This is a genomic window from Novosphingobium sp. KN65.2, from assembly GCF_001368935.1.
Lineage (GTDB): Bacteria > Pseudomonadota > Alphaproteobacteria > Sphingomonadales > Sphingomonadaceae > Novosphingobium > Novosphingobium mathurense.
On sequence record NZ_CCBH010000144.1, the window covers coordinates 82,719 to 102,351 of the forward strand.

The window sequence follows — 19,633 nt, forward strand, 5'->3', positions numbered from 1 at the left end:
CGGTTCATTTGTCCCTGCGATTGTTCGAGTTCGAACTTCCGTCAAACGGCCCATTCTCCAGGTCGTTCGAGAACCGACCGGTGCGCAAGACCGACGATTGCTCTATGGATGTAAGCGGGCCGGTGATGTCTGCAGTGCCTCGTCCAGCATCGGCCTGATCAAGGTAGCGGCTACGTAGGCCATCCTGCCCCAATACCTGCCGACTAAGCTCTTGTGAAAAGGTGTGCGCCGGGGTCGCAGATCGAGATGCTGCACGCTCGGCTCCGGCAATTGCTTCACGCACATCGTAATTCACTACGTCGATCCTGGCATTGGCAGTTTCGGAGGTGATGCCAATGTCGGAACTCTCAAATCCTAGATTTCCCGCCGCACCGCCTGAAATGCCGGTTTTCGAAGATTTTCGATCACCAGTCATAGCTCTGCTGGGGCCGCTGCGGTTTGCAGAAGCCGAGATCGAAAAGCCAACATCAGTCCCCATGGAATTTTGATCCTGCGCTGAGCGCTCAATACTCCGCGTCCACCCTGTCTGCGCCATGATGGCCTGAACATCACGCTGTAGCGTATCGGCTACCTGCGGCTTCAACCGCCAGTTCCCGTGCCGATCCATCTCGAACCCGCCACGCAGCCAATTGGCCATGGCCTCGTGGCCTTCCTTCCCACCGCCCAGGAAATGCTCGATCGTGTCCGGCCCAGCTTGTTTGCCAGCCTCGAACCTTGTGCTGGTATCGCTGCGCGCCGACTGGCTGAATCCCGCGCTGCTGGAAACCAGCACATCGTCATGGGCGAAGGAGAAGCGGGCTGTCCCGCCATTGGCAATCGCGCCAAGCTGACTCTCGTTGATGAGACCGCCGCGCCACATCGCCGCGGCCGTACGGGATGTCAGGTTGAGGCTGAAATCCCCGTTCTGGTCCATCGCGATCTGCCGTTTGGTGAGTTTGATGCCGTGATCGCTGAGCAGCTTCTGCATGCGGGTCAGCCGTTCGTTGTCGACGATGCGGGTCAGGCGCTCGTTCCGAGCCCGGTCGGCGATGCCGTCAGCCCCGCCTTCGGCCATATCGACCTGATTGCCCGAGGTCTGCCGCAGCGCCTGGATGAAGCTGTCGAGCCGGGCAGCCTGCCGTACGGAGGTTCCGGCTGCCGCGGCGCCTTCGGCATAGCCAAAATTCTCCGCCTGCCGCCGCTGCTCACCGATGCGCGCGGCGCTACGCGTTCCGTCGGTTCCCACCTCCCGCTGGGCATCGAGCTTCCCGGACCGCTCGGCAAAATCGTAACCTGCAGCTTCGCGGGTGCGGCCGTAGATGCTAGTCCCTTCGCGGGCGGCCTCGGCGCTCGCCCCATCCGCCGTCCCCACCGAAACAGCGGCGTTGTATGTCTCCAGGGCGTGCAAGACCTGAGCCTCATTCCGGCCAGTAGCGCGGGAGAGCTGGGTAATGGCGGAGGAGCGTGCCTCGCCCGAGAGGGCATTGATGAAGGCGATGCGGCGGCTGGTTTCATCGAGAGGAAGGCCGAGCATGGAAGCAGCGGTGCGCTGGCCTTCGTTGTTCCCCGTTCTCCAGGCCTGCTCGGTCGCGACATTGCCGCGCTCCACTTCAGCTACGCGATCCCCGGCGTAATCGCGCCGGCCCTGCATGGCGCCTGCCTGCACCTGCGCGCCGGTCAGGTCATTCTGCAGCATCTGCTCCTGCTCGTAGGCATTGGCGATGAGCTTGGCGAAGGTGGGATCGGCTCCGGCTTCGCCAATTACGCCCGACGCCTTCAGCTGCGCGTCCGCCCGAGAATAGCCGCCCCGTTCAAAATGCCGGGCAGCACCCTGGAACATCATCGAATAGGCGCGCTCGTCGCCGAATGCCTTCCACTGCACCATGTTCTGCGCGAAGGCGGCAAAGGCCTTTTCCCCCGACTGGCCCGCTCCAAAGTACCCGGTTCCAAGGCTGCGCAGGGCATCCTTTTCGGCAAAGTTATGGATTGCCGCGGTCGTTGCATTGGCACGCACCGCGCGCGCGGCCGCCGGCTCTGCGAGACTGCGGCTGCCAAGGGCGGGGGCGATCCCGCCAAGTTCGCGGGAGGCATCAATCGCGCCCATCCCGAAGGCGGGGACACCGGGCATGCCGCTGTTCGCTTCGCCAAGGACCGTGTCCGCCGCGCCGAACGACCGGTTCGCCCCAAACGTGGAGCGCTCGCCAAAATCACCAAAGCTCGAGGTCGCGCTGCGCCTTGCCATCGTCCCGCCTGCGGAGGCCTGGGCCTCGATCGCGGAGGCATAGCCCTCGCGCGTTGCCATCGGGGCAGCGGCTGTCGAACCCAGCCCCTGGGCCTGCAATGCGCCGCCGGTGAAGCTGGAAAACACGTTTCCGGAGAAACGGAATACGGTGAAGACGAAAGCGCCAGCCAATCCCGCCGCTGCGGTGCGAAAGGTACCGAAGATGGCAAGCGCTTTCATGGCAGCCGAGGGCGCCAGCATCCAGGCATTGGCGGCAACCGCGTTGCTGCGCATCTGCGCGAGGACTTCCATCGCCCGGCCAAGCGTCAATTGGTAGATCCCGGCATCGATCACGCCCCACAGCGCGACGAAGACGAAGAGCCCGATCGCAAAGCTTGCCACCCGCAAGTTTATGGGGGTCAGCACGAAGAGCAGAGCAATCGGCACCATGAACAACATGATGGCAAAGACAGTGGCCCGGATCGTCGGCATCCACTCGTTGGCAACCGACATGGTCGCCAGGCCATTCGAGACGATCGCCCTGTTGGCCATGACCCGGGCTGCTGCTGCCGGACTGTCCTCGAAAAGCACGTCGCCCACTGCATTACCGAGCAGCACATCGCTCATGAAGGCCTGAAGGACAAGCGGCGTTCCCATCATCATTTGCCCCATATCGCCAATGCGCGAGCGGCAACGGGCAAGCTGGGCGGCATCGGCTATGTCGTAACCCGTTCGCTGACAGACCTGCCGGGTGTAGCCCTCGAACAGAGTGGGATCGGACAGCCGCGTGTGAATATGATCCCAGGCCTCAGTGCAACTGGCCGTAGTCCCGCCCTTGTCAGCGGCGGTATAGACCGTGCTGAATGTCGATGGCCCGGCCATGGCCGCAAAAGCTGCCGGCAGGTCGGTCGCAGTCCGGAACAATTGGTCGTCGTCGACAGGGTAGGCCGGAGAGACGCGCGCCACCGGATAACACTGGCGCAGATAGTCCTTGATCGTTGCATCGAGGAAGCTGTCGGTCATCGGACCATTGGGCGACACGGCGTTGAGGAAGAGATCGAAGCTGTGCCCGCCCGCGCCGAATTCGAGTTTGGCACCCGGATCCAGCGTATTGTCGTCGATGGTCTCGGCGAGCGAGCGCTCCATCAGGTTGGTGACGCCCGCAACAAGCACGAGAAGGTTCGGCACATCGCCCACTGGCTGATAGGCGTTGCGCACCTTGTCGTAGACATGGACCGTGCCGGTCGTGGCAATCAGCCCCACGAAAAGGCCGACGCCCACCAGGATCTGGAAACCGAAAGCGACAAGGCCCATGCCTTGCCCGCGTACGCTGGCAATCACGGCGCCGAGCGCAATGCCGACCACCGCAATGATCACGACCAGCGTTTCGTAACGCGGGTCGGCAAAGATCATCGAGACAAGCCGGAATGCATCGACGGTCTCGGCAAAGCCATCATAAGTGTAGAAGCTCGTATCGACCGCCAGGGCCGGTGTTGCGATGAGGCTCAAAGCCAGGGCGGTGAGAAGGCCGATGGCGGTGCGGGCAAGGGAGGATTGGGTCATGTCTCGCCTCACCGGCCAGGTGCCGCAGCGGCACCGGTGGCATCGCGCGCATCGCGGTCGCGCTGGCGGATGAGCCCGGCGTAATTGGCCGAGAGATTGGCGGCGTCGAGCGCTGCCATATAGCTCTGGCGCATCTGCGCGCGCTGGCGCAGCACTTCCTCGCGCAGGCCTCGAAGCTGCTCGATGCCCTTGGTGAGGATACGGGTCTGGCACAGGTTGGTATTGGCGGCATCGGCTGCGCCTGCCGCAGTGGCCCCGCGCTCGGCGTTCGAGACGGCAAAGTCGATGCTGCGCGTGAGGTCATTGAGCATCTGGTAGGCGAGGGTGAGGGCAACCAGCTCGTCGGTGTCGGCGATCACCGAGTCCGGAACGCCCTGGCGCACGCCCCATTCGAGCATGCGGTAGACGGGCAGGGTGCGGATATTGGCGACAAACTGGCGCTCGTCGGTCGTGAGCGCAGTCCGCGACCTGATCTTGCCGGCGATCGCTTCCATGCGTTCGCGCGCCAAATCCAACGCACCCTTGCCGGTTCCGGCCGAGCAATCGGCGGCAGTCGCTGGAATGTTGAGCGCGCGGCGCTGGACCTTGCCAGTCAGGAAATCCTCAGCACTTTCGGTATCCTGGTGCGGGCAGGCCGGGATTGCCGAGAAGAGCGGCACCTTGTCGGCCGCGTCCCAGCGCATGTAGACGTCGCCCACCCGCGCTCGCATGACGCTCGCCCAGTCACCTGCACCAACTCGTGTTGCGGCATGCGAGAGCAGCGATCCGGTGCGGAAGATCTCGGTAACTTCGGCCGGGCAGTTGGCGAGTGCTTCCTTCAGGTCCTCGGTCGGGTTGTTCGCGTTCGCCTCGATCTTCTCGCGGCTCTGCTGGTAGCTCTTGGCAAAACCCTGCTTGACCGACTTGTAGCCGGTCATCTCCTCGATGATGCCCGACATGTTGTCATCGCCGTGTGCGATCTGGACCATGCGGTTGGCAAGCCGGCAGTCGTTCACCTGTATCGAGTTCAGGAAGTTGGTTGCCGCTTCCATCTTGGAGATGATGTTGCCCATCTTCTCGTCCAGGGTTTCGAGGAGGTACTGGAATGCGACGGCGGGTGCGGCCTGGAGTATGCTTTCCAGCTTCTGAACAAGATAGTCGGGATCGAGGAAGGACATCCCGCCCAGGAACATGTCGATGCCGCCGCATCCCGCCTTGATCTTGGGCAGGGTGAGACTGGTGAGGTAGTCGTTGTGAACATCGACCCGGCCCGAAATGCCACCGGCCGTCACGTAGCCGCGGGTCTGGTCCTCGAAGCTGCCCGGGCTCGTGTAGGTGACATTGTCGAACCATGTTTCGGCCCAGCTCTGGGCATGGGCTGGCGCGCTTGCCGCGCACGAGGCGAGCAACGCGGCTGCGGCAATGTTCAGGCGGGAGAAGCACTTGGCCATGGCGGGCGTCTTTCTGTTCGTGCCGATAGGGGAAGGGACCTGCCCGCCATGAACGGTCCCTCAGCGATGGAATCGGGATATCGGGCTTGCGCCCACGATCCCGGTGAACTTGGACAGCGCACGTACGCCGACTTCCGGGCGCACGCCGGTCAGCATGCGCGCGGCCAGCCAGGCGTTGCGCGCAAGGTTGGGTGCATGATCAGTGCCGATCGCGATGGGGACCATGCGGGAGGGATCGTCGATGGGCCGGACCCAGGCGACGGGATGGCCGACCCAGGGCAGGCCAAGCCGGCCCGAGCGCAGCAGCGCGTCCTCGCGCGATAGCGTGCGCATCTGCCAGCCATAGTGCTGGCGCAGCATGCCGAGCCGGGTCCAGAGATCCGCGCACGGCACGCATCCCGGCGCCGTGCTCATCTCGATCACAAAGGCGGAGGCATATGCGCGCAGCGATCCGGCAAAGTCGGGCGGAAATTCGCGGGTGACCGGTACGCGCGAAAGCCAGGCCTGCATCTGTGCGATGTTGGAAACCGGGTGGATCGCGGCTGCCCTGGCATCTTCCCGCGCCGCAGGCAGGGCCGGGCTGGCAGGACCAAGTGCGGTCAGGCAGGCGGCGGCCACGACCGGGAGCAGGAGGCGCGTGGCTCGCGTCAATTGCCATACCCCCGATGGGCGGCCAGATCGCCCATTCCCGGGTCCCGGGACAGTGCACGCGGATCGCTTGCCGCGATGGGACCCGCGGAAAGGGCATCGAAGAAGCCGCCTTCCTCGCCTGCGCCCGTCATGAACTGTTCGGGGCGGATGTCGCCGGTGAGCAGTTTGACTGCCTGGTAGGCCATCTGGGCGAGGTTCGGGTAGGCCTCGATCCCGGCGGCAATGACCATGCGCTGCTGGCTGTTCCTGCGAATGATCATGGTGGTGGGTGTCACTTCGACCCCGTAGCGCGCTCCAAGGTCCGGACGCCTGTCGAGGTCCATCAGTGTGACTTGCCAGCCCATTTCGTCCTGGAAACGCTGGACGATGGGCCATTGCACACGGCAATAGCCGCAGGCGCTTCGCGAGAACATGACGAGCGCGAATTCATTGGCGTGCGCGCGCAAGTAGCGCTGCCGGACCTGATCCTTGTGAGCGGTAAGCTCGGCTCTCGCATCGCCCACCATCGGATTGGTCGACTTCGCATTTAGCGCAGGATTTTGCAGCATGGCGATCTGGGTGAGCCCGGCAAAGGCGCGGGCCTTGCGCCGGGCGAAGTCTTCGAGACGCCAGAAGTCGGCGACGGCATCGACGGTGAGCACGGTCGCGGCATAGTCGCGCTGGTCCTCGATGAGCCTGCGAATGCGGGGCGGTGTCCAGCTCGCCAGTTCGGCCATGGGGGGAATGACGGGCTTGGCCAGCGGATCCGGTTCTTCTGTCCTGTCCGTTACGGGCACGGGAGGCGGCGCATACCACCAATAGCCCTGCTTGACCTCGCGGGTCCCGGGCCCTTGCTGCGCAATGGCGGGAGGCGGCAGGCTCAGTGCCAGGACGGTCGCCAGCAGAGGCGGGAAAGGCCGCGCGCGCATCTTCACAGCACCTTCCTCATGCGGGTGAGGCGGCTGATCGCCACAGGGCCGTAATAGCGGCTGTCGAAGCCATCGGGATGGGGCGAACCAACGTAGATCATGCCTTCGGGAATAAGCGGTTCCGCAGGCATCCAGTGCGTGAGGGCTTGCCCATTGCGGCCAACCGGTTTGGAAATGCCCAGAAGCTCACCGTTGCAGTAGTACCAGCCATCGGTCTTGCCTGCTCGCAGGGAGGGCTGCATCGAGGGGTGCTCGACCATAGCGATCCTATCACCGGGCAGGCACAGCGCTTCCTTGGTCACATTGACGGGCTCGGGCCCCGCTAGCGGATGCGAGAGCGTGAACATCACGAAGTCTCCCTTGCGGATGGGGCCGGGATCGGCGCGCACCGCGATGGCGGGGATCGAGGGGCTCATGACCCAGGTGACCTGTGGGATCGCCCAGCAGGCGAGGAGCCCGACAGGCAGCACGATGGCGTAGGCCTTCCAGAGCCGGGTTGGGCGCACCGGCTCGCCCAGCCCCGCGCTTCCCAGCGCCACGGCGGCGCGCAGCGGCAGGTCGCGTATGCCGGGCCAGGCGGACCTAGCGGTTTTCCAGACGAGCTTCAGCATCGCGCACCTCCTGTCTGCCGCCGAGGCGGGCGTATTCGCCAAGCAGTCCGGATAGCGCCGCATCGCCGTAGACCAGATGCGGGCTTACCGGCGCGCCGTCGTCGCGCTCGCAATAGGGCTGGGCCGGATCGCCCGGGATCATGGCGAGGGCGGGGACGCGCGTGACGCCGTGCTGGCGAAACACCAGTGGATCGACGATGATCTGGACGCCCCGCATCGCGCAGGCCGGGCCTTCGCAGCCCGGATCGAGGCGCAGGATCTTGGCGGAAAGCTTGGCCATCGGCCCGACACGCGTCAGCCCGCCCGGCATTCCGCGAAACGCCATGAGCCCGCCCGCTTTCTCGAGCTGGCCCGCGTAAGTGCGCAGCACCGCAACCGGCATCGAGGACGAGACGAACAGCACCGGCACCCAGCTATTGGCTGCGGGTGTTTGCACGGCATCCGCGACCGCCACTGCATCGGGCGCGTCCAACCCCAAGGCCTGTGCCATGCGCCGGGCCATCGTCTCACGCTCTGTCGCCACACCCTCGCGCGCTGCCTCGAGTCCCCGACGTGCCCGTGCCGCCAGTTCCGGCGCAGGTGTCCGCGCCCGCAGACCATCGAAGGCCCGGCGGCGCTGTTCGTCGGGCAGGTCGGGCAGCGCGGTCGGTCCCGATACGGTGTCCGTCTTCTGCCGGCTCACGGCCTCCTTCAGCCGATCCATGGCCGCGTCACCCTGCTGTGCGACCGGATTTTTGGTCCCGGCTGAGCTTTTGTCCGATGTCTCCTGTGCAGAGACCGGAGAGGCCAGTGAAAGCGCCAGAATCGGGATAACTGACCATAGCGCAACGCGGATTTGGCTCAGGCCGGAGCGAGAATGGGTAGGTTCGAGAACCGGCGCAGATCCTTCGACACGCTCAGGATGAACGGGGTTCGATTGAACGTGAGCACCGGAAGCGCAGAACATGCCCGTTCGCAGCCCGGCATCAGCCAAATCCTCAAGGGCGGAAGTAGGCATCGATCCTTGCCTCCATATCGATTTGTATTTCGCTCTGGGTGCGTGCTTCGATGTCCGAGTAGTATTCGGAGAGATCCATCTTCGAGAAGTCGAGGGCCTGGAACTCTTCCGGCGTGAAGCCGCGGCAGTAGGGATGTTTGGGTGTGCCCCAGCCTGTCTGGTTGAAGGCGATGAGCTGGGGGCGGCCCTGTTCCTGGATGATGCGCCCGAGCCGGGTGTTGAAGCAGCAGTGCCCTTTGGCCTTCTGGACACAGACGCCCAGGATCTTGGAGGAACAGTAGGTGCCGACTTCGTGGCACATGTCCGAGCCGCGCAGCATGCCGGTCTCCATGTCTTCCTGGTCGCAGCCCGCGAGCAGGACCTCGATCATGAAGTTGACGGCAAGGCTGATCGCGATCGAGGTCGGATCGATCCCGACGATGAGCGCGTTTGCGCCTGCGCTGGCGGCTTCGCCTGCCGTGGCGCCGGCCTTGAAGGCGGTATAGGCGGCTTTCATGCCGGTGAAGACGCCCTTGGCGACCGCGATCTTGGTGCCGATCGAGGCAACCGACGAGCCCATGCCGTCCTTGACGATCTTGCCCTTGTCCTTGCAGCAATTCTGGAAGCTGTCGGAAAGTCCCGGAGGGCGGCAACGCATGGCGCGGCCGGAAAAGATCTCGATTCTAGCGGTGCAGTTCCCCTCGGCATCGAGCGCCCCATCGGCCGGAACGCCCGGATCGTTTATGGCGGGTTCCTCTGCGATCGGTGTCGCATCGGTATCGAGGCAGGCGTGGGGTGAACAGGCGGGAGTGCTGCCCGAGGAGGGTATTTCGCAAGCGAATTGGTCCCCGAGCGGGCAGGCGTAGGAGCCATCGGTGCCCGCTACACAGTTCACCGCTTCGATCGGGCAAAGCCAGTTCCCGCTGGTGGTTGCAAGGCAGCTGGCAGCTTCGCCGGGCGCGGCGGCATCGCCGTTGCCGTCGAGATCGGCAGCGCAGAGCGCTTCGGCATGGACAGGCGCTGTGACGGCAAAGCTTGCGCCAGCCATGAGTGCAAGGAGAAGGCGGGAGGCTCTCATCGCACAGCACTCGTGCAGACCATGTCTGCGCCTGCGAGCCGGACGGTCTGCATCATGACCACGGCCTCGGGAAAATCATCGAGGCAGCCGCAGGCGCTTACAATTTGTTCACCGGGGCCTGCAGGACAGGCATTGGCGCTGTTGCAGACGTGATAGAAGGTGTCGTAGCCGGCGGGATCGTTCTGTTTTGCGCCAACCACACCGGCAGGCGCTGCATCGGTATTGGCGCGCGGCGCGCGCGTCTTGCAGATCGCTTCGCACGTCGGCACCGAGCCCCGCTCCGGCAGGCTGAAGGGTCGCGTCGAGGTCGTGACAGTGCCATCGGACGCGGTTTGGCGATCGGCGAGCAGGGTCTCGGTCGAGTGGTCGATGACGTAAGCGCCGCGGCTGAGATCGGGTTCCGGTAGGGCTGCGCTATCGACGATGCAGCGGTATTGCCGCTCGCGGCTGAAGAAGTCGCGGGCGAATTGGAAGGTGCAGGCGCCGGTCCCGAACAGGCGGGTCCCGGCAAGGGGACGAAGGCCGGTGCCTACCCCGTTCACGACCGTAGCTACCCCATCGACCGTCTCATTGTAGAGACGGCATGTGTCGTCAGCGGCATTGGCGGCGCACAGGTCGATCAGCCGCTCGCTCACATCGCATCCCGTTTTCGCGGTGATCTCGATGTCGATGTAGCCCTGGCGGCCATCGCCGCCGCCGCGCACCCTTGCGGCCACAGTGGTCGAACCGGCCTTGAGAAGCGGAGCAATATCGATATCGAGCGGGACATAGGGATCGCTGCCGCCCTGGCGGCAATCACCTGTCGGCAGGCCATCGGTGAGCCAGGGACGTTTACCGGTCGAGCCAATGATTTGGCCGTTGACGCGACCCTGGACCCAGTCGTCGGCGCCCAGGCCGACGACGCGGGCCGAGACGATGCGATCGGGCGCATGAGTATCGATGGTCGCGCTGAAAAGCGGGGGCACATCGTTGCAGTTCCCGTCGCCGCCGATCCGGTAGCGCCGGCAATCGGTACCGCAACTCGTGACCGTCTGCACCGCGCCTGACACTCCCAGCACATCGTCGAAGCTCCAGGAGCGGACTTTGATCTCCCGCTCGATCGTGCATGCACGGGTCACTTCGGCCTTGCCGGAGCCGGCCGCCGAGCCTTGCAGGGCCTGGAACACCGAGTTCGTGGAGCTCAGCGCAAAGGCATCGCCGCCGATCGCGGTGGGATTCTTGCGGTAGGCGGTTTCGGCGGCAGCATCGCCGCCGGTACAACTGGTGGTTTGTGCGCCGACATAGTCGATCACGGGCCCGTTGATCCGCGCCTCGGCAACACCGACCGCCGGGAACGCGGTGGTTAGCGCGCCGACCATTCCGCCGCCAAGGTCCTTGAGGACGGTTGCCAGGTTGCCGAAGACGAGATTACTGCCGCAGCTGGCATTGACGCAATAGCATCCGGCAAGTTCGGGCATCTGGACCTCGGTCAGTTTCAGGTTCTTCGCCGCATCCACGTCCCAGCGAAAGGCGCGGCAATTGGTCCAAGTGCCGGGATCGCAGGAGAGCACGCCATTGGCGCAGATGCCCGAAACCGGGACGGGCAAGTTCGAGTTGGTATCGAAAGTACCGTCCATGTCGGTGTCGCGCGAGATGCGAACGAGGCCGATGTCGCCGGTTCCCGAAGGCTGGATCAGCACTTCGAGCAGCTTCGCGCTCTTCTGGCAGGCGATGGTGGGCGTGAAGCTCTTGCTGCCATCGATCGTCGTCACGGCCTCTCCGCTCATGGCGGGCGTCACGTAGGTATCGAGAAGCACATCGCTGGTCCCGGTCTTTGCCCGCGAGGCGCTGGCCGCGGTTTTGGCGCGCTCTTCCACGCCCTGGGCCTGGAGGGCGGCGGGAAGCAGAACGATCGTGCTCACGGCAAGGCATGGCCAGCGTCTCATTGCCCGCTCCCTCCGGGAGCAGGCCGGACCCCGATGGGAGCATGATGGCCAAGGGTGGCCGGCATGGCCGCGGCGGAGCCCGGGACGGTTGAGAGGGCGAACGTTCCGGGGATCCGCCGGCAGCCATGCCGACCGGGGGCGGAGCGACCCTGCCCGGGGGCAGGCAAGGCCGCTCCTGTTCCGCGCGCGTCCCGGCAGCCTTCGTGGCTGTGGCGGGCAGACCATTGCGGGACCGGGCCGCGCGCGAAAAGAGGATGGGGTGAGATGCGGGCAGGGGGAGCGCTCATGGCGTGCTCACTCCTGCGCAGCAGATGACTTTCTCGAAGAGCATGAACTGGGCGTTGTCCTGCCCCGGGGCATGCTTGGCCGAGGACCACAGCGCGCCCGGACGCCCGACGTTCACGCACTTGCCGCCCTTGACCGGCTCCATGAGCTGATACTTGTAGCGGCTCTTGGTCCAGATGGGCTGGGGGATGAACGAGCAGCCGTCGGCCGAGGAAATGGTAAGCGCGCCGAGCCGCCCCATCATGAATGTGCCGCGCGCCGCCAGGCCTGCCCAGGCCTCGACACTGTCATCGAAATGGATGTCGCCCGCGACCGGGTACGTCGCGCCCCACGAACCCATGCACCAGAATAGCGGATCGATGACCTTGCCCGCGGCGGCCGCCGCGCTGTCAGCCATGCAGGCAAGTCCCGCCGCGGGATTGCCAAAAAGTATGCCCTCGGGCTGAATGATCGCACCAAGCGTTCCCGATTGCCAGGTCGGCAGGACCTCGGTGATCATCGCTACGTCGAAACCGTCGTCCTCGAGGCAGGGCAGGTCGGTGAACATGTCGAGCATCTTCCAGACCGGCGAGATGTAGTAGTGCATCTGCGCGAACATCTTGCGCGTGTTCGTCCCGTCCGAAATCGAGCTCTGGCTGCCCTGGAGGCGGCCGTGCGTGGGCATGAGATCGGCACCCAGAGCCATCATGCAGCCTGGCTCGGTCACGACATCGATCATGCGGTTCGGGGACCAGAAGCTCACCTTGACGCCGAACCAGAATGTCGCCCCCTTGCGACAGGCGCACAGCGGCTTGGAGGAGGACTGCGCGTCGAGCTCGCGCGAGAGCTTGTCGGTGCTGCCCACGCGCACGCCGCCGATCGTGATGGGGAAGATGCAGTTCCAGCGCACCTTGGTTACGGGATTGAACACCGTGCCTGCCGGGCAGGACGATGCCTGGGCCGGACTCGCTGCCAGGCTTGAGGCGAAAAGCAGGGCTGCTCCAAGGGAGTTTCGGACGCGTGAGCGGTTCATGGCTGGGGCCTGCGTTCGCTGGCGGGCGTAGTCGTGGCATCCTTTCGGTTCCCGCGCCGATCGAGGCGGACTTCGGTGAGTTCGAGCCTTTTGCCCTGCTGGCGCACCACGACCGGCGCGACGGTAAGGCCGAGACGCTGCTTCACGCGCTCTTCCAGAATGAAGATCGGCCGGCCCGTGCGCTCGGACAGCGTGATCGCGTCCTCATCCCGTGCATCGCCTGCCGCCAGCAGGATGAAATCGCTCAAGCGCGCTGTCTGGAGAGCCCAGGCGAGATCGCGGGGCCGGACGACTACGAGGCGCTGGGGAAGCGCCACGTAGTCGAGCGGATTGAAGGTGAAGCCCTTGGGGTAGAGCACCTTGCCGTCCGGCAGGCGGATTTCGGTATCGAGCGTGTAGAAGGGAACCACATTTCGCGTCCGGTTGACGGTGGCGGGCGTCAGTGAGGCCGCCTTCATGGCCGACCATCTGGAGCGCGGACCAAACTGCGCTCGCATGTCGGCAGGGAGTCTGGCGGTGCGGGCCTCGATTTCCGAGAGGGCATCCGGCTCGGCGATGGGCCATGTGCGCCCGATCGTCGAAGTCGCGCCCTTGGCAGTGGCGCCGAGCAGGGCGGAAGCGAGCACCAGCGAGGCGATGGTCGCGGCCTGGAACAGGGCAACCGCGCGCGCGTGATCGTGCTGCGGGGGCAGGGGCCTCATCACCGGTGCCTCCCGCGGCGCAGGCGCGCGGAGAGGTGGCATGCGGCACCTGAGAGCACGATGAGCAGCATGCCGCTTGCAAAGCAGGCGATGCCGACAAGGAACGCGCCGCGCAGTACCAGCGCGGTGGGCTGCCCCAGCATGAAGCCTGCTGCCAGCACCAGGGCTGTCATCATGACGCTTTCGACAAGGATCAGCCGGAAGCGCCAGCGCAGGGCCGCGGCCTCTGCGCGAATGGCAACGCGCGCCTCGATGATACGCTCGATCTCGGCATCCTTGCTCCAGTCGAGGCTCATCTGGTCGGGGTGGCTGGGGCGCGTTCGCATCATGCTGCCTCCTCATCCTGCGCGGTGAGAAGGAGCGGCGGACGGGTGCCGAGGATTTCGGCGGGATCGACCTCTGCAAGTTCGCAGACGGCCTCAAGCGGTGAGCGGCCTCGGCGAATGAGCGCCTCGAAGGCGGCGACTTCGGTCGGCGCCGAGGTGTTGATCCAGTAGCTGAAGGGATCGACGACGAGCCGGGCGATACCCAGACCCAGCGGGGAGTCGATGAAGACTTCGGAGTAGTTGGGCTTGTTGTTGCGGACCGACTTCAGGAGGTCGAGCACGAAGGGCGAGTAGTCGAGGATCTTGTTCTCGACCGCCTTCTCGTACGTCGAACCCTGGAGCAGAAAGCGCGTTGCCGCATTTTCGAGGATGACCTGGCCGGTGCCGCCGAAGAGCAGGAGGTCGTTCATCGACTGCATGACGATGCCGAAGCTGCCCTGGTACTTGCGTGCGCGACGGTAGCCTTGTCCGAAGGCTTCGGCGAGGCGCGAGAGGTCCTGGCCGTCGCTGCGGGTCATGAACTGCGCGGCCTCGTCGCAGAGCACGAACCTTGGCCGGTCGCGGCCCGAGAGGTAGAGTTCCTGAGTGACCGCGTTCATCACCACCATGACCACGACGTTGAAGAGGTCGGGCATGTTCTTGAGGCGTTCGAGTTCGAGCACCACGAACTCGTCGCTCGAGATATCGAAGGTCGATGGACCGTTGAAGTAGTGACCGTAGGCGCCGTCCGACCCGAAGTCGCGCAAGTTGAAGGCCAGCTCGCGCGCGACGGGGAGGAGATGCTCGACCTTGTCGAGATCGGTCCGGGTCTGGGCCGGATAGCTTCCGAGCCACTCGCGCACGGCATCGATGCCGCGTTCGGCACGGCCAGTATCAATGGTCCACTGGACAGCGGATTTGAGCAGGTTCCATTCCGAGGTGGAAACGCCTTTGCGGGTGGCCGCGTTGGCCATTTCGGCGACGATGGCAACGGCCATGGCGATCGCGGACTGCTTGTCCTCGCCGTCGATCGCAAGGCCAAGGTCGAAGGGATTGAGGACCAGGCGTTCCTCGCCAAGGTCGATGTAGCGGCCCGAGCACAGGGTACAGAGCTTGCGGTAGGAGCCGCCGATATCGATGATGCGGATGAGCGCGCCGCTCGCGTAGTACTGCTGGCACAGGTTGTTGAGGAGGAAGCTCTTGCCCGCGCCGGACTCGGCCGAGACGATGAAGTTGTAGTTGTTGATGCGTGGATCGAAGAGATCGAGCGTGATGAGCTGGCCCTTGCGGCCGGTGTAGAGGAGGGCCGGACGCCCGCCGCCGCGAAAGTCGGTCTGGATCGGGCTCATCAGCACGGCGGCTTTCACCGGCATGCGAAAATCGCGCTCGAGCATGCGCAGCGTCTTGCCGTCAGCATAGAGCCCGAAAGGCAGGCTCATGGGGAGCAGGATCGGATTGAGGTAGCTTTCCTCCTGCATCATGAAGGGCAGGGGCTCGGCTTCCCACAACCGCCTTGCGCGCGCGGCCATTTCTCGCGCTTGCCCTCGGGTTTCGCCGAAGACCCAGACCGAGGGGATGACGCGCACGAAGCGGCTGCTCCCGGCCTCGTCGAGCACCCAGCTGATTTCCTCGATCTGCTTGCCGACCTCGACCGCGAAGGAGCCTGCGGCCTTCTGGGCCGAGAGAATCTGCGCGCGCTTGTGGATCTCGAACGCGCTGTGATCGAAGAGCACGTTCAGGGTGTAGAGGAAGGGGCCGCCGATCTGGTCGCTGTCCTCGGCAGATCCGCGGATTCCGCCGGTCAGCCTACTGGCCCGTTCCGCGGTGATCCGCCGCGCAGGCGCCTTTGGCGTGAGGCAGCGTGCGACCTGGCCGCCGAGGAAGACTTCGGGGCCCTCGAACAGCAAGTCCGGCCCGGCATCGATGATCTGCTTGCGCAAGGGGCGCGGCGCGCTGCCATCGCTGGTGCCGTTGGAGAAATGGCCCGGAGCCGAGGTGAACACGCCGTTGAAGACGCGGCGGTAGAAGGCCATCAGGGCCTCTGGCGGCATCGGTGCGATCCCGAGGCGTGCTAGTTGCTCCTCGATCTGGCGCCTTGGATCGCGGCCCAATGGCTTGCGCGTCTTGACTGCCAGGAAGGTGCGGAAGTTCCGCACCGGGATACCGTGCAGCGCGCCAAGCCCATGGCGTCCGTCGCGCAGGTAATCGTAAGTGCGCCGCGCCGAAGCCTGGATCAGCGGATCGTCGCGGGTCTTGAGGTCAAGGAAGGCATCAAGCGCGCCGTCGATGAGCGGATCGGCAAAGCTGATGATCTGCAGCACGGTGCCGGGCTCGAAATGAATGTTGAGCAGACCCAACAGCGCCGAGTGCACATGTGCGAACATGTAGGCGCTGGGTGTCAGTTCCCAGGCGTAGCCCCAACCATCGTCGATCGTGAGGAACGCGCCTTCCTCCTCGGCCCAGGCGACGAGTGGGAGGTGATCGGAGTAGGAGTCCCGCGAAACCTGCCGGCGCAGCGCCGCGAAGCTGAGATCGCCGATCCTGTCCCTGTTGGGGCGGGCGCTCATTGGCCGGTCTCCGATGCTGGCATGGGTTCAGCATGCCCTGGGCCGTCGGTAGCGATGCCATCGACGGGCTTTTCGCGGATCTGTCCCAGCACCGGCAGCTGCGCGGCAGGGGATACGGGCTTTACGAGATAACCGCCCACCACCCAGGTCGGGCGTTCAAGGATCGAATAGACGTAGCGCGGCATGAAGAGCCGGTCGGCCCGCTGCCGGTCGGCATAGGGCAGGATCAGCGTGCGCACGGTCTCGCCCGACTTCAGCATCGGCGTCACCGGGGCCTCGACCAGGCCCTGGAGTTCGCGGTAGACGCTGTCGCGGTAGCCGGCGAAGGCGCCCGCTGCGTCGCGGGCACTGTCGCGCAAGTTACCGGCAGCCTTGCCGCGATCGCGCAGCAGCTTCCTGTCGTTGGTCACGGCCGGATCCGAGCGTCCCTTGCGGCCCGCGCGCGCGTCCTCGTAGGCGTCCTCGGGGTGGATGCACTGACCATGATCGGGGTTCTTGCAGGAGAACTTTTCCGGGTAGGGCGACATGACCGACCCGAGCGAGGCGCAGCCGGAAAGCGATGCTGCAAGGGCCATCAGAACAGGTGCAATCAGGCCCGTGGCTCGCGGCTTGGAATAATCGGGGAGCAGGACCATGGGGGCTTCTCCGGATGTTGAGCAGCGGTGCAATGAGGGAAAGCAGGGCATCAGAACTGCGATCCCGCGCCGGGCTTGATTTCGAGGGCAACGCCCTCCTGGATGACGACGACCACGTCCTTGGCGGCGCCCACCTCGACGATTGGCCCCGCCTGGCGGGCAAGATCGAGGTAGAAGTCGGTGAGCTTGTCCGAGGACTTGGAAAGCCCACCCGCGATGCCGGTCTTCGCGGCATCGGCGGCGTCGAGCGAGCGCACCGTGCCGAGCGCCGAGGTCGAGGTTTCACCAAAGGTATTCTCGACGCTCTGGCTGATCCCGCTGATGGTGCCGGCTATGAAACTGCGGGCAAGGGCGGCCCCGGCCCGCGTCACCACGCGGCCCGAGAGGCCCTTCTTGCCATCGGCATCGACGAAGAAGCCCTTGACCGGTTGATCGACGACGGAATGTTCATCGAAGTCGACGCACGAGAGGCTCACCAGCTGGACCTCGACCCGCTCCTTGGCGAGGCTGCCGGTGGCATTGCCGATGACGAAGCACCCGGAGAGGTTCGCCTTGACGTCATTGGGCAGGACGGCCGGCGCCTGGACCCGGGCGATGATCGGCTCGGGGTTCGAGGTCGCATCGCGGCTTGCCAGGGCATCAACGCCGGTCAGGAGCCGCGCCTTCATGAAACCAGGCGGTAAATAGATCGTCCGATTCTTTTTTTTCGAGTCCGCTGCCGCTCCCTCGGTGCCCTTGGCGAGCACCGGGCTCGTCGCAGACCCGATCGCGCCAACCACCTTCTCGACAGGCGGTGCAGGCGGGGCTGAGGGCGGCAGCGGCGGCATGGCCGTGATGGTGTCGGGAATGCCTTCGGGCGGGGGCGGAAAGGAGGGTATGTCTCCGTCCAGTGCCGGTGGCAGATCGCCCAGGTCTTCGCCGAGGGCCGGGGCGCCGGCCTGGCCCGGAGCCTTGCCTTCCTCGATCGCGGCGAGCCGGTCGCCCAGCAGCTTCTGGTCGTCGAGGACCTTCTTGAAATCGCCGCGCAGCTTCTCCTCGAGGCTGTCGCCGCGAAGGCCCGCGCCCATGTTGAGGGTCGATGCTTCGGGCGTGTCGGCCTCGGGTTCATCGCCCGCGCTGCTGGCGGTATAGAGCGCATAGCCAAGCAGCCCGACGGCGCCGAGAAGTGTTGCCTGCTTGACGCGAAGGCGCGTGCCCGATCCGAGCGTGTCCCAGCGCGCGCGCAGCACATCGACAAGCGAGGGATGCATCAGGGGCGTTCCGGGGCGGATGTCCTTGTCGGCTTCCCTGCCTTCGGGCTTACCTTCATGCCCGCTGTGCGCCGGACGCGTGTTCCCCGGGCGGCGCGTGTCATTGCTCATTGCGCCTCTCCCCTGCGGATGACGACGAGGCGCGCGGTCTCGCCCGCCTTGAGGACGAGACGGTCGAGCGTGACCGCGAAGATGTTGGTGCCAAGGCTCCGGTCGAGGAAGTTGCGCTCGTCGAGAGTCACGCTTGCCGCCGGGCTGACAAGGTATTCCGATGCCGAAAGCTCCGCGCCTTCGACTGCGACGCGCCGGCGTTCCGTCAGTTCAATGCCGGGAAGGGCGGGGAGCGCGATCGTGCCCGAGGCAGGCGCTACTGCGGCGAAGCTTGCGGGCAGCCGGTCCTGCAGCATGGCAAGGCTGATAGAAACCGCGCGTTCTTCCTCGACCAGGGGGCCCAGCAGATCGGCGTTGGCCTTTGCACGCTGGGGGCGCCCCGGGGCCAGGGTCACGGTTTGCGCCGGAATATCCGAAGGTTCGGCATAAAGCGTGTAGATCGCGCCATTGCACGAGACGAAGAATTCCGAAGGAGTGGTGACGTAGCTTCTGGTGACCGCGCCCAGCTCATCGATTTCCTTCACCAGGAACTTGATCCAGGCGTCCGATCGGGCCTTTTCAACCGCGATCGCCTTCTCCGCGGAAAAGCGCACGTCCTCGATCTCGCCGCCCTCGCAGACCACATGGTTGATATCGCGGTTGGAGAGGCGAATGGTGCTCGTCTGGTCGGGCAGGGCCATCACGGTCTGCGCCGGCGCGGGGGTGGGAAGCGCGACCATGACGGCGGCGAGCAGCGCGGTGTCGCCCGCGCGTTTTGGGCTGCGCCTAGTGGGTTTCGGCATCGAACTTTTCCTCGGAGAGGCGGGTGAGCCAGAAGCGGCCGTTGTCGATCGCGTAGCCGATCCGGAAATTGCCCCGGAACTTGCGCACGACCCCGCCGATGATGCGCACCTTCTCGACGGGCACCACGATCTCGCTCCTGGTCCAGGTCACGGGCTGGTCGGACCGGACGTAGGTCGCAATCGAGAGTGTCGGATTGCTCGCGAGCTCGTCGAGAATGGCGTTGAAGCTGTCGCGAAGGCCGTTGTAGGCGCTGGGATGCGCAAGGCTCAGCAGTTCCTGGAACTGCCGATCGGCGCTGTAGGCCGAATATGTCCCGGCAAGGCTGACCACATTGCGGGTCATGGTGCGCAGGTATCCTGACGAGGGCGTATTGCCGGTGACGTAGAGATCGCCGCCCGCACCGAAGGGCACGATCACCGTGCGCTGGTTCTGGTTGGTGGTGTAGAGCAGCATGCCCAGTACCGCCGTCACCCCCAGCGTTCCGCAAATCGCGAACTTGAGGAGCCGGTTTTCCTCGAAGAGGTTGGCCGAGCCTTGCAGGTAGCGATGGATGCCGAAACTTGCGGGCTTGCCCGCGAGTGGGTCGGGCCGCGAGGCCACGTCCTTGTCGCCACGAATGCCATTGCGAAACAGCGCCATTGT

At 65.1% G+C, this 19,633-nt stretch carries 16 protein-coding genes; all 16 read right to left on the bottom strand.

Annotation, left to right across the window (positions count from 1 at the left end; genetic code table 11):
- Positions 1–4 precede the first annotated feature (4 nt).
- The 16 genes from SPHV1_RS09525 to SPHV1_RS09600 all read right to left on the bottom strand — a co-directional run bounded on the left by SPHV1_RS09525 (position 5) and on the right by SPHV1_RS09600 (position 19,630).
- Complete coding sequence (locus SPHV1_RS09525; protein ID WP_054945799.1) at positions 5–3,763, bottom strand: conjugal transfer protein TraG N-terminal domain-containing protein; 3,759 nt, start codon at positions 3,761–3,763, stop codon at positions 5–7.
- Positions 3,764–3,771: 8 nt separating this feature from the next.
- The gene (locus SPHV1_RS09530) at positions 3,772–5,193 is read right to left on the bottom strand and encodes a conjugal transfer protein TraH (protein WP_054945800.1); all 1,422 of its coding nucleotides are present in this window, start codon (positions 5,191–5,193) and stop codon (positions 3,772–3,774) included.
- 60 nt (positions 5,194–5,253) lie between these two features.
- Positions 5,254–5,844 carry a hypothetical protein gene (locus SPHV1_RS09535; RefSeq protein WP_082430939.1) on the bottom strand — a complete coding sequence of 197 codons (591 nt, stop codon included), beginning with the start codon at positions 5,842–5,844 and terminating at the stop codon, positions 5,254–5,256.
- Positions 5,841–6,752: a conjugal transfer protein TraF gene (locus SPHV1_RS09540; protein WP_054945801.1), complete on the bottom strand. Its 912-nt coding sequence runs from the start codon at positions 6,750–6,752 to the stop codon at positions 5,841–5,843. Before SPHV1_RS09540 ends, SPHV1_RS09535 begins: the two co-directional genes overlap by 4 nt.
- A gap of 2 nt (positions 6,753–6,754) precedes the next feature.
- Positions 6,755–7,363, bottom strand: coding sequence for a S26 family signal peptidase (locus SPHV1_RS09545; RefSeq protein WP_054945802.1), 609 nt, complete (start codon positions 7,361–7,363; stop codon positions 6,755–6,757).
- A complete protein-coding gene (locus SPHV1_RS09550; RefSeq protein ID WP_054945803.1) occupies positions 7,335–8,066 on the bottom strand; it encodes a type-F conjugative transfer system pilin assembly protein TrbC in 732 nt (243 codons plus the stop codon). The genes SPHV1_RS09545 and SPHV1_RS09550 overlap by 29 nt, the downstream gene beginning before the upstream one ends.
- Positions 8,067–8,340: 274 nt before the next feature.
- Positions 8,341–9,417 carry a conjugal transfer protein TraN gene (traN, locus tag SPHV1_RS09555; RefSeq protein WP_054945804.1) on the bottom strand — a complete coding sequence of 359 codons (1,077 nt, stop codon included), beginning with the start codon at positions 9,415–9,417 and terminating at the stop codon, positions 8,341–8,343.
- A complete protein-coding gene (locus tag SPHV1_RS09560; RefSeq protein WP_054945805.1) occupies positions 9,414–11,342 on the bottom strand; it encodes a hypothetical protein in 1,929 nt (642 codons plus the stop codon). The genes traN and SPHV1_RS09560 overlap by 4 nt, the downstream gene beginning before the upstream one ends.
- A 283-nt stretch (positions 11,343–11,625) precedes the next feature.
- A complete protein-coding gene (locus SPHV1_RS09565) occupies positions 11,626–12,639 on the bottom strand; it encodes a TraU family protein (RefSeq protein ID WP_054945806.1) in 1,014 nt (337 codons plus the stop codon).
- Positions 12,636–13,340, bottom strand: coding sequence for a conjugal transfer protein TraW (locus SPHV1_RS09570; protein ID WP_054945807.1), 705 nt, complete (start codon positions 13,338–13,340; stop codon positions 12,636–12,638). The genes SPHV1_RS09565 and SPHV1_RS09570 overlap by 4 nt, the downstream gene beginning before the upstream one ends.
- On the bottom strand, positions 13,340–13,669 hold the full coding sequence (locus SPHV1_RS09575) for a hypothetical protein (RefSeq protein WP_054945808.1): 330 nt from the start codon (positions 13,667–13,669) through the stop codon (positions 13,340–13,342). Before SPHV1_RS09575 ends, SPHV1_RS09570 begins: the two co-directional genes overlap by 1 nt.
- Positions 13,666–16,212, bottom strand: a complete 2,547-nt coding sequence (locus SPHV1_RS09580; RefSeq protein WP_054945809.1) for a TraC family protein — start codon at positions 16,210–16,212, stop codon at positions 13,666–13,668. The genes SPHV1_RS09575 and SPHV1_RS09580 overlap by 4 nt, the downstream gene beginning before the upstream one ends.
- Positions 16,209–16,847, bottom strand: coding sequence for a TraV family lipoprotein (locus tag SPHV1_RS09585; protein WP_054945810.1), 639 nt, complete (start codon positions 16,845–16,847; stop codon positions 16,209–16,211). The genes SPHV1_RS09580 and SPHV1_RS09585 overlap by 4 nt, the downstream gene beginning before the upstream one ends.
- 50 nt (positions 16,848–16,897) lie before the next feature.
- On the bottom strand, positions 16,898–18,208 hold the full coding sequence (locus SPHV1_RS25745) for a TraB/VirB10 family protein (RefSeq protein ID WP_082430940.1): 1,311 nt from the start codon (positions 18,206–18,208) through the stop codon (positions 16,898–16,900).
- The gene (locus tag SPHV1_RS09595; protein WP_054945811.1) at positions 18,205–18,990 is read right to left on the bottom strand and encodes a type-F conjugative transfer system secretin TraK; all 786 of its coding nucleotides are present in this window, start codon (positions 18,988–18,990) and stop codon (positions 18,205–18,207) included. Before SPHV1_RS09595 ends, SPHV1_RS25745 begins: the two co-directional genes overlap by 4 nt.
- A complete protein-coding gene (locus tag SPHV1_RS09600) occupies positions 18,974–19,630 on the bottom strand; it encodes a TraE/TraK family type IV conjugative transfer system protein (protein WP_054945812.1) in 657 nt (218 codons plus the stop codon). Before SPHV1_RS09600 ends, SPHV1_RS09595 begins: the two co-directional genes overlap by 17 nt.
- Positions 19,631–19,633: the final 3 nt, after the last annotated feature.

What these genes read in the sequence shown, in the direction of transcription:
- SPHV1_RS09525 (WP_054945799.1), bottom strand. Translation starts at nt 3,763, where the DNA reads ATGACCCAATCCTCCCTTGCCCGCACCGCCATCGGCCTTCTCACCGCC.
- SPHV1_RS09530 (WP_054945800.1), bottom strand. Translation starts at nt 5,193, where the DNA reads ATGGCCAAGTGCTTCTCCCGCCTGAACATTGCCGCAGCCGCGTTGCTC.
- SPHV1_RS09540 (WP_054945801.1), bottom strand. Translation starts at nt 6,752, where the DNA reads ATGCGCGCGCGGCCTTTCCCGCCTCTGCTGGCGACCGTCCTGGCACTG.
- SPHV1_RS09545 (WP_054945802.1), bottom strand. Translation starts at nt 7,363, where the DNA reads ATGCTGAAGCTCGTCTGGAAAACCGCTAGGTCCGCCTGGCCCGGCATA.
- SPHV1_RS09550 (WP_054945803.1), bottom strand. Translation starts at nt 8,066, where the DNA reads ATGGATCGGCTGAAGGAGGCCGTGAGCCGGCAGAAGACGGACACCGTA.
- traN (WP_054945804.1), bottom strand. Translation starts at nt 9,417, where the DNA reads ATGAGAGCCTCCCGCCTTCTCCTTGCACTCATGGCTGGCGCAAGCTTT.
- SPHV1_RS09560 (WP_054945805.1), bottom strand. Translation starts at nt 11,342, where the DNA reads ATGAGACGCTGGCCATGCCTTGCCGTGAGCACGATCGTTCTGCTTCCC.
- SPHV1_RS09565 (WP_054945806.1), bottom strand. Translation starts at nt 12,639, where the DNA reads ATGAACCGCTCACGCGTCCGAAACTCCCTTGGAGCAGCCCTGCTTTTC.
- SPHV1_RS09570 (WP_054945807.1), bottom strand. Translation starts at nt 13,340, where the DNA reads ATGAGGCCCCTGCCCCCGCAGCACGATCACGCGCGCGCGGTTGCCCTG.
- SPHV1_RS09575 (WP_054945808.1), bottom strand. Translation starts at nt 13,669, where the DNA reads ATGATGCGAACGCGCCCCAGCCACCCCGACCAGATGAGCCTCGACTGG.
- SPHV1_RS09580 (WP_054945809.1), bottom strand. Translation starts at nt 16,212, where the DNA reads ATGAGCGCCCGCCCCAACAGGGACAGGATCGGCGATCTCAGCTTCGCG.
- SPHV1_RS09585 (WP_054945810.1), bottom strand. Translation starts at nt 16,847, where the DNA reads ATGGTCCTGCTCCCCGATTATTCCAAGCCGCGAGCCACGGGCCTGATT.
- SPHV1_RS25745 (WP_082430940.1), bottom strand. Translation starts at nt 18,208, where the DNA reads ATGAGCAATGACACGCGCCGCCCGGGGAACACGCGTCCGGCGCACAGC.
- SPHV1_RS09595 (WP_054945811.1), bottom strand. Translation starts at nt 18,990, where the DNA reads ATGCCGAAACCCACTAGGCGCAGCCCAAAACGCGCGGGCGACACCGCG.
- SPHV1_RS09600 (WP_054945812.1), bottom strand. Translation starts at nt 19,630, where the DNA reads ATGGCGCTGTTTCGCAATGGCATTCGTGGCGACAAGGACGTGGCCTCG.